This window comes from Pseudomonas sp. FW305-28 (genome assembly GCF_017351395.1).
Classification (GTDB): domain Bacteria; phylum Pseudomonadota; class Gammaproteobacteria; order Pseudomonadales; family Pseudomonadaceae; genus Aquipseudomonas; species Aquipseudomonas fluorescens_AA.
Map to the genome: position 1 here is coordinate 1 of NZ_JACNDD010000206.1, position 9,299 is coordinate 9,299.

7 protein-coding genes are annotated in these 9,299 nt (G+C 60.7%); 2 read left to right on the forward strand and 5 right to left on the reverse strand.

Going from position 1 to position 9,299, the window contains the following annotated elements:
* Positions 1-25 precede the first annotated feature (25 nt).
* Both J4E53_RS28425 and J4E53_RS28430 read left to right on the forward strand, forming a co-directional pair.
* Entirely contained in the window at positions 26-766 is a 741-nt protein-coding gene (locus tag J4E53_RS28425) for a YciK family oxidoreductase (RefSeq protein ID WP_060738597.1), read from the forward strand.
* Between the two features lie 348 nt (positions 767-1,114).
* Positions 1,115-2,041 carry a GGDEF domain-containing protein gene (locus tag J4E53_RS28430; RefSeq protein WP_060738598.1) on the forward strand — a complete coding sequence of 309 codons (927 nt, stop codon included), beginning with the start codon at positions 1,115-1,117 and terminating at the stop codon, positions 2,039-2,041.
* Between the two features lie 272 nt (positions 2,042-2,313).
* Here J4E53_RS28430 and J4E53_RS28435 read toward each other — a convergent pair whose 3' ends face one another.
* The 5 genes from J4E53_RS28435 to J4E53_RS28455 all read right to left on the reverse strand — a co-directional run bounded on the left by J4E53_RS28435 (position 2,314) and on the right by J4E53_RS28455 (position 9,203).
* Positions 2,314-3,084: an iron-containing redox enzyme family protein gene (locus tag J4E53_RS28435; protein WP_219734601.1), complete on the reverse strand. Its 771-nt coding sequence runs from the start codon at positions 3,082-3,084 to the stop codon at positions 2,314-2,316.
* A gap of 78 nt (positions 3,085-3,162) precedes the next feature.
* Complete coding sequence (locus J4E53_RS28440; RefSeq protein ID WP_060738600.1) at positions 3,163-5,622, reverse strand: EAL domain-containing protein; 2,460 nt, start codon at positions 5,620-5,622, stop codon at positions 3,163-3,165.
* Between the two features lie 181 nt (positions 5,623-5,803).
* Positions 5,804-7,630 (reverse strand): ABC transporter ATP-binding protein, encoded by a 1,827-nt coding sequence (locus J4E53_RS28445; RefSeq protein ID WP_060738601.1) that lies wholly within the window; start codon positions 7,628-7,630, stop codon positions 5,804-5,806.
* The gene (locus J4E53_RS28450; protein ID WP_177431752.1) at positions 7,623-8,225 is read right to left on the reverse strand and encodes a DsbA family protein; all 603 of its coding nucleotides are present in this window, start codon (positions 8,223-8,225) and stop codon (positions 7,623-7,625) included. Before J4E53_RS28450 ends, J4E53_RS28445 begins: the two co-directional genes overlap by 8 nt.
* A 36-nt stretch (positions 8,226-8,261) precedes the next feature.
* Positions 8,262-9,203, reverse strand: coding sequence for a rhodanese-related sulfurtransferase (locus J4E53_RS28455; protein ID WP_060738603.1), 942 nt, complete (start codon positions 9,201-9,203; stop codon positions 8,262-8,264).
* Positions 9,204-9,299 lie beyond the last annotated feature (96 nt).

Below are 9,299 nucleotides of genomic sequence, written 5' to 3' on the forward strand. Positions count from 1 at the left end.
GCCGCTCTAATTGTTGAGGTTTTTTATGTTTGATTATTCCGCCCGTCCCGACCTGCTCAATGGCCGGGTGATCCTGGTCACCGGCGCCGGTCGCGGGATCGGTGCCGCTGCGGCGAAAACCTACGCCGCCCACGGTGCCACCGTACTGCTGCTGGGCAAGACCGAAGCCAACCTGACCCAGGTCTACGATGAAATCGAAGCGGCCGGTCATCCGCAGCCAGCGGTGATCCCGTTCAACCTCGAAACCGCACTGCCTCATCAGTACGATGAACTGGCGGCGATGATCGAAACCGAGTTCGGTCATCTGGACGGCTTGCTGCACAACGCCTCGATCATCGGCCCACGTACGCCACTGGAACAGTTGTCCGGTGAGAACTTCATGCGGGTGATGCACGTCAACGTCAACGCGATGTTTATGCTCACCAGCACCTTGCTGCCGCTGCTCAAGCTCTCCAAGGATGCGTCCGTGGTGTTCACCTCCAGCAGCGTCGGCCGCAAGGGCCGGGCCTACTGGGGCGCCTATGGCGTGTCCAAGTTCGCCACCGAGGGGCTGATGCAGACCCTGGCCGACGAAGTCGATACCGTCGCCGCCGTGCGCGCCAACAGCATCAACCCCGGCGCCACCCGCACCAGCATGCGCGCCCAGGCCTACCCGGGAGAAAACCCGCTCAACAATCCGACGCCCGAAGCGATCATGCCGGTCTACCTGTACCTCATGGGCCCGGACAGCACCGGCGTCAACGGTCAGGCGTTCAACGCACAATAATGAAGCCGGCATCGCGACGATTTACCGTCGCGATGCCGGCCCCCGTCGACGCCAAACCAGGCGAACCGCCAAGGCCACGTCGCCCCTGCATTCGCGACTCGCTATCAATTCATTGATTTCTAATCGGTTTTTACGCAAGTGAACCGAATGGCACGACTTTCGCTCTAACCTCTTCAAACATGCCATGTTCGGCAGGTAATGGACGTTGAGACGAGACTTATGCCTGCCATGGAAGCGGACTAGACTCAAATCAGGTGTCCTACGGGACTGAAGGACCAGTACGACGTGCAGCCCAAAGCCGCCACACCCAACCTGTCGGGACAGATTTAGCTTAGGGGCTAACGCCATATGAAAACGCCCAACCAGATCAACGCGTTCGACTTCGACAGCGCCAAATTGCAGCGTTTGGGCCTGACTCAGCCAGCGCCGCTCCCTGCACGCTCCGTCAGTCTGTCGCAATTGCGCCAGCAACTGAGCCAGCAACTACAGACCAGCCTGGAGCCACAGCGCATCCTGGGCCTGTTTTTCCGGGAAATTCAGCGACTGGTGCCCCTGGATGCGTTGGCCTATCAGCACAAAGCCAGTGACCTGCGCCTGGAGTTCGGGCAACGCGGGCATCACACCCTCAGCTACAACCTCAGCCATGAAGGCGAACACCTGGGTGAACTGGTATTCCGCCGTAACCAACGTTTCTCCGAGGCGGAACAGAGCGATCTCGAATCCATCATGTCGACGCTGCTCTATCCACTGCGCAACGCGCTGCTCTACCGCGCCGCGACCCAAAGCGCCCTGCGCGATCCGCTGACCGGCACCGGCAACCGCATCGCCATGGACCAGACCCTGATGCGGGAAATCGACATGGCCAAGCGTCATTCGCAACCCTTGTCGGTGCTGATGCTCGATATCGATCATTTCAAGCGCATCAACGACAGCCATGGTCACGGTGTTGGCGACGAAGTGCTCAAGGCCGTGGCCGAGTCGATCAAGGGCCAACTGCGCAATGTGGACATGGTGTTCAGGTTCGGTGGTGAAGAATTTCTGATCCTGCTGGCCAATACCAGCCGGGATGCCGCCGCCATGGTCGGTGAACGACTGCGTTATGCCGCCCAGGCCCAGGATTACTTCGCCACAGGCACAAGGATCGAGCTGACGGTCAGCCTGGGGTGCGCCACCCTGCTACCGGGGGAATCCTCGGAAAGCCTGCTGCGCAGGGCCGACAGCGCGCTGTACGTAGCCAAGCGCGAAGGCCGCAATCGGCTGGCGATGGCCGGCTGAAAACCACTGTGGGGGCGAGCTTGTGTGGGAGCGAGCTTGCTCGCGATGAGGGCAGCACATCCAACATCTGCGCGAACTGACCCACCGCTATCGCGAGCAAGCTCGCTCCCACAGGGATTTGGGGTGAACCTGAAGCCAGCACTCATCCAAAACAACTGTGGGAGCGGGCTTGCTCGCGATAGCGGCCTGGCAGTCAACCTCCCCGTCGACTGTCAGACCTCTTCGCGAGCAGGCTCGCTCCCACAGGTTGTGGCTATCTGTAGCGGTAGTAATCAGCTCCCGGCCAGCGCCAGACGCTCACGGGTGGCTGACGCCCTGCTGGCAGGCTCCGCCTGTTCCAGCTGCATGCAACGTTCCAGGAACAGGTACATGTAGTCATAGCTTTTGCACACGGCCTGGCGCAGCTCCGTTTGCAGCGCCTTGCTCGGGTTCATCCCCGCCAGCGTACAGATGATTTCCAGGGCTTCCCAAGGATGGGCATCGTCGTACTGGGCATGCATCTTCAGCCACTTCATGGCCCGCTTGCGGTCTTCCTCGGCGAAAGCGGCCGCGTAGACACCGTTGGAACACACCAGCGCCGACCACTCTCCCGTGGCGCCCTCGATGGCGTAGTTGGTCGCGGCGATGGCCACGATCAACGAGTCCGAGGAACTGGTGTGCCAGCACCAGTGGCTCAAGGCGTGCAGCTCAGGCGGTACCTGCTGGGCTTGCAGGTCTTCCAGGGTCACGCCATGGGCGGCGCTCCAGTTGACCCAGTAGTCGGCATGGTTGAGTTCGACACGAATGTTGCGCATCAGCCAGCGACGCGCCATGTCCTCGCCGGGGTGGCGGGCAAAGCGGGTCTTGGTGAGGTTCTGTGCCATGTATAAAGCGAACTGTTCGACGACCGGCCAACCACCAATGAGGTAGTGGCGCATGGTCTTGGCGCTGAGCTTGTTGTCGCGCATGCGCTGATACAGTTCGTGTTCGACAACCCGGCGCTTGCTCTCGCTGCAATCGGTAATGAGCTGCTGTGCCCATTTCGGATAGCTTGTGGCGTCCATGAGCGGGCCTGTTCGGTTGAATGTGTCGATCACTGTCGGGCTCCTTTTGATTGTGATTTTCTCGGATCAACAAGAGGTTCAGCGGAACGTGCCGGGGGCCTTGAATAACAGCGGCTGGGGCCGGGCCGGCCGACATTGCAACGTGTCGCAGGTAAACAATTGCGGGCGTTCGATCACATACCCCTGAGCGAAGTCCACCCCTATCTCCAGCAATGCCTGCTCGATCTGGGCGGTTTCAACGAACTCGGCAATCGTGCGCTTACCCATGACGTGACCGATGTGATTGATCACTTCGACCATTGCACGGTTAATCGGGTCGTCCAGCATATCCTTTACGAAACTCCCGTCGATCTTCAAGAAGTCTACAGGTAAATGTTTCAGGTAAGCGAATGAAGACATTCCGGCGCAAAAGTCATCCAGAGAGAAATAGCAGCCCAAGCTCTTGAGTTCATTGATAAAGCGGATCGCACTGCCCAAATTCGAAATAGCGCTGGTCTCTGTAATTTCAAAACAAATCATTTCCGGCGGAATCGAGTAGGCCACGAACTGTTTACGCAGGAAGTCGAGGAACGCCTGATCTCCGATAGTTGTGCCTGACAGATTAATCGCACACATCGCCATGGGCCCCTGCCGCGATTCATTCAGGCACTGGCGGATAATCTTGAAGACATTCTCCACCACCCAACGGTCCAGGGACGTCATCAGCCCGTAGCGTTCCGCCGCGGGAATGAAGCTGTCCGGCAGGATCATCCGCCCGGCTTCGTCATGCAGGCGCAACAGGATTTCAATGTGCCCGCCACCGTGATCGCCCGGCCCCAGCGCGGCGATTTCCTGGGCATACAGGCAAAAGCGGTTTTCCTCCAGGGCCATGTGCAAGCGCTGGACCCAGGCCATCTCGCCAAAGCGCAGGGACAACTCCGAGTCGTCGGCATGATAGACCTGGACCCGGTTGCGCCCCTTTTCCTTGGCCATGTAACAGGCCATGTCGGCGGCCCGCAGGGAAGCCTCCAGGGTCGTCGGGGTCTGGGCGATATGCACCAGGCCGATGCTCACGGTGGTCACGAATGGCCGGCCCTTCCAGACAAAGTGCAGGTTCTGCACGGTCTGGCGCAGCCCTTCGGCGATTTTTTCCGCCGCCTCCGGCGAACAGTTCTCCAGCAGGATCCCGAACTCATCGCCACCCAATCGGGCCAGGGTGTCATTTTCCCGCAGCCCCGACTGCAGCAAGGCGCAGATATGCCGCAACAATTCGTCACCCGCCGCATGACCGCAGGTGTCGTTGACCAGCTTGAACTGATCCAGGTCGAGAAACATCAAGGCATGGCGCCCGATCTGGCGAGTGAGGTTGTGCAGGGCCTGCTCGAGGCGATACTCGAACTCCCGGCGGTTGGCCAGGCCAGTCAGGGCGTCATGGGTGGCCTGCCATGACAGGTTGGCGATGTATTGCCGCTCCTGGGTCATGTCATGCAGCACCAGCACGGCGCCACTGACCTTGCCCGCATGGCGGATCGGCGCGCCCACCAGGGTGACCGACACGGTGCTGCCATCCAGGCGCTGGATCAGTTTCGAATGTTCACTGGCGCCGCTGAGCCGACCGCTGAGGATGTGCTCGATCAGGGTCAGCCCTTCGGTCTGGGCATTGTCATCGAGCAAATTGAACAGCGCCGCCAGGGGCAAGCCCGTGGCGTGCTCGGCCTTCCAATGGGTCATCGCTTCGGCGGCGGGGTTCATGTAGGCGATGCCCCCCTCCACGTCGGTGGTGATCACCCCATCACCGATGGATTGCAGGGTGATCTGTGCCCGCTCTTTCTCCATCTGCAGCGCATTGGCGAACACCTGCCGCTGGGCCAGCAGTTTATGGGTACGCAACAACGCCAGGACGATCAACCCCAGGGCGGTGGCGAAATTGGTCACCAGCAAGAGCCGCAGGATGAAACGCGACCCCTCGCCCAAGGCGTCGCTGAACGCCTTGGCAGCCGGGGTGACGGAATCGTTGATCGCAAAGATCTGGGCCTTCCAGCCGCGAATATCCACCTCTGACGCCTGGCCCGCGACAATACTGCTGTGCATCTGCCGGGCGACGTTATCCAGTTCGGTCAGGTAGCCATCACCCACCGTCCAGAGATCGATGGCTTCTTCCAGGTAACTGAAGTGACGGAAATTCAGATAAAGCCAGATCACGCTGGCCACATCGTCCGGATGATTGCCGCCCTTGAGGATGCCGGCCCGCGCCGCTTCCAGGTTCGGCGGTTGGCGGTCCAGCGCTACCCGCAGCTCATGGCCACCCTCGGGTACGGCGATGGCTTGCTGGTATTTGCGAAAAATCGCCTCGTCACGGCTGTCGGCGTAGAGGTTGAGGTAATAGATCGCGTCTTTCTGGCCCTTGGACCAGAGACTCTCCCCCGCTACATAGCCGCGGACTGCGGAAAGCACGTAAAGGCTGACGCCGCCAAGCAATGCCTGAAATAGCACAACGGCAATAAAGGGCCAGACGATGCCCAGCAGCCGTGGTGTTCCGAGAGTCTGCTTTTGCTTCATGAGGTCCCTTGCACAGGTACTGCCGGACGAACACCCGCCAGAATTCCGCTCCTGACTCAACAGCCTAGGCTAGTTTTCGACCCATAGAATGAATGGATGAAGAGATCTTTGCGTGGAATTTGGAAGAATCGGCGGGTTTGCCTGTTTTTTCCGATACTAAGCACAGAAAACGGCGGGAAACTCAAGGCTGTTGTATCTGTTGCAAATGACCGTAGAGTCGAGCGTAGAGGCCCCCGTCGGCAATCAACTGCAAATGGTCGCCGTCTTCGGCGACTTGCCCACCGTCGAACACCAATACCCGATCGGCCTGCTTCACCGCCGAAAGCCGGTGGGCGATGATCAACGTGGTGCGTGCGCTCAAAAAACGCGCCAGTGCCTGGTGAAGGTTGTACTCGGTGGCTGCGTCCAATGCCGAGGTGGCTTCGTCGAGAATCACCACCCGTGGGTCGGCCAGTACCATGCGGGCGATGGCCAGCCGTTGGCGCTGTCCGCCCGACAGCCGAACCCCGGAACGCCCTACAACGCTTTCCAGGCCCTGGGGCAGCGCCCGTACCGTGGCGTCGAGCTGGGCGATTTCCAATGCCCGCCAGCAATCGTCGTCGCTGCACTCACGGCCCATGGCCAGGTTGGCCCGTACCGTGTCGTTGAACAGCGCCGGATGTTGCAACACCACTGCAACATTCTCCCGAATGGTTTCCAGGCCGATCTCCTGCTGCGTGGCGCCGCCGAAACGAATACTGCCCGACTGTGGCGTGTACAGCCCCAGCAGCAACTGCACCAAGGTGCTCTTGCCGCCGCCACTGGCCCCGACGATGGCGACTTTCTCGCCCGGGGAAATGGACAGGTTCAACTGGTCGAGCACCAGCTCCTCGCCGTAACCGAAACTCAACCCCTGGATTTCGATGCCCACGGTGTCACGGCCCTTGAACGGATCGACGCCCCCCGTGTACTGGGGCTCGTCAGCCCGGGCCAGCAGTTCGTTGATCCGGTTCAAGGCGCCGCCGGCCGCGTAATAGGCGTACTGCAAGTTCAACAGCTGCTCGACCGGACCGATCATGAACCAGAGGTAGCTGAACACCGCCAGCATCTGGCCGATGGACAGGTCGGAAAACACCACGGTGAGCATGGCCGCCGCGCGGAAAATATCGATGCCGAACTGGAACAGCAAACCACTGGCGCGGTTCGAGGCGTCGGTTTTCCACTGTGAATTCACGGCGTAATCGCGGACCTCCTTGGCACGCATCCCCAATCGGCCAAGAAAATAACCCTGGCGGTTGCCGGCGCGCACTTCCTGGATGGCATCCAGGGTTTCGGTCAAGGCCTGGGTGAAGCGCGAGGTGCTGTCGTTCTCCAGTTTCTTGAGGTGCTTGACCCGCTTGCCCAGTTGCACCGTGGCGTAGATCACCAGCGGGTTGAACAGCAGGATCAGCAGCGCCAGTTCCCAGTGCATCCACACCAGGATCCCGGCGGTGCCCACCAGGGTCAGCATCGCCACCAGGAAACGGCTGAGGGTCTCGCCGATGAATTTGTCGAGGGTGTCCAGGTCGGTGACCAGGTGGGCCGCCACGGTGCCGCTGCCCAGGCTTTCGTACTCGCCCAGGGAGATTCGCTTGAGACGTTCGATCAAGCGGATGCGAATGCGATAGACAATGTCCTTGGCCAGCCTGGCGAACAAGCGCGCCTGCACCACGTTGAACAGCAAGGCGCCACAGCGCAGGGTCAGGGTCGCCAGCAACATCAGCCCGATATAGCCGGCTGCGCTCTGCCACGCCGTGGGCAAGGCATGGTTCATGACCTTCAAGGCCGCATCGCCGTGGCCCAGCAGGACCTCGTCCACCAGCAGCGGCAACAGCAACGGAATCGGCACGCTGCACAGCGTCGCCAGCACGGCCACGCCGTTGGCGATCCACAGGGCTTTTTTATGTTTGAGGGCCAGGCGACGGATCTCCGCCCAGCTCAACCGGTCGATGCGCTGCGAGGTCGATGGGGCTGACGGTCGCTCAGGCACAGGTCGCGCGCTCCAGCCAGCGGCCAAGCAAGGGCGACAACTGGCTCAGGGGCTGGTAACCGTTGGTCAGCAAGGCCAACTGGCCGTCACGCTCGGCCAGCAGCGTGGGGAACCCGGCAATACCCAAATCCTGGACCCAGGTGAAATCCGCTGCGGTGGCCGCATGTTGGTCGGCGCGGTCGAAAGCCGCGGCGAATTCGATGCGTGGCAGCCCGGCCTGCTCGGCCAGCTCCACCAGGACGCTGGCGTGGGTGACGTCACGGCCTTGTACATAAAAGGCCTGTTGGATCAGTTTCACCAGCGTCCAGGCCAGGTCCGGGGCCAGGCTGCGGGCCGTTACCAATGCCCGGCAGGCGGGTTCGGTGTCGTAGACGAAACCATCCGGCAACGCGCCTTCAAGCTTGAAGGGCTGGCCGGTGGCCTGGGTCACGGCCTGCCAGTGCTCGAGAATGTAGCGCCGGGTGGTCGGCTCCAGCGCCGAACCGCTGCCGGTGCGCAAACCGCCCACCACCAGGTGCAACTCCACACCCGCGGCGTGCGCCTGCTCGACCAACGCCTCGGCCACTGGCGCAAAGCCCCAGCACCAGGAACACATCGGGTCCATCACATAGAGCAGGCGTGACGTCATGGCTCAAGCCTCGGAAGATGTTTGCTTGTAGTTGTAGCCGATCGGGTGCGGCATGTTGCGCGCCTTGGCCAACTCGATCTGTTTCTGCCGGTCGATGGCGCTGCGACGGGTTTTCTCGCTCAGCTTATCCCAGCAATGCGGGCAACTGATGCCAGGCACATAGTGCTCCGAAGCGCGGTCTTCTACGCTCACCGGAGTACGACAAGCGTGACATTGATCGTAGTCCCCTTCGCTGAGGTCGTGGCGAACGGTCACGCGGTTATCGAACACGAAGCAGTCGCCACGCCACTTGGTTTCTTCCTGAGGGACCTCTTCGAGGTATTTCAGGATGCCGCCCTTGAGGTGATAGACCTCGCCGAACCCCTGGCCGAGCATGTAGCTGGAGGCTTTTTCACAGCGAATACCACCGGTGCAGAACATCGCGACTTTCTTGTGCCTGGCCGGGTCGAAGTGGGCCTTGATGTACTCGGGGAACTCGCGAAAGCTGGTGGTCTTGGGGTCGATGGCGCCTTCGAAGGTACCGATGGACACTTCATAATCGTTGCGGGTGTCGATCAGCAGCACTTCCGGGTCGCTGATCAGCGCGTTCCAGTCCTGCGGTTCGACGTAGGTGCCGACTTGCTTGTTCGGATCCACGCCTTCGACGCCAAGGGTGACGATTTCTTTCTTGAGCTTGACCTTGGTGCGGTAGAACGGCTGCTCATCGCAATACGACTCTTTATGGTCGATGTCGATCATGCGCGGATCGTTCTTGAGCCAGGCCAGCAGCCCGTCGATGCCTTCGCGGGTGCCGGAGACCGTGCCGTTGATGCCTTCCTCGGCGATCAGCAACGTGCCTTTGATGCCGTTGTCGAGCATGGCCTTGAGCAAGGGCTCACGCAGCTCGACGTAATCTTCCAGGGTGACGAACTTATACAGTGCCGCCACGACAATGGGTTGTGTCATGGGTGTTTCTCCAGGTGGCTACCCTCGTAAAGGGTGAACCGGATGCGAAAAAAAACGCGCCGGGTGAGCGGCGCGTTGCGGATTCTAGCAAAGACA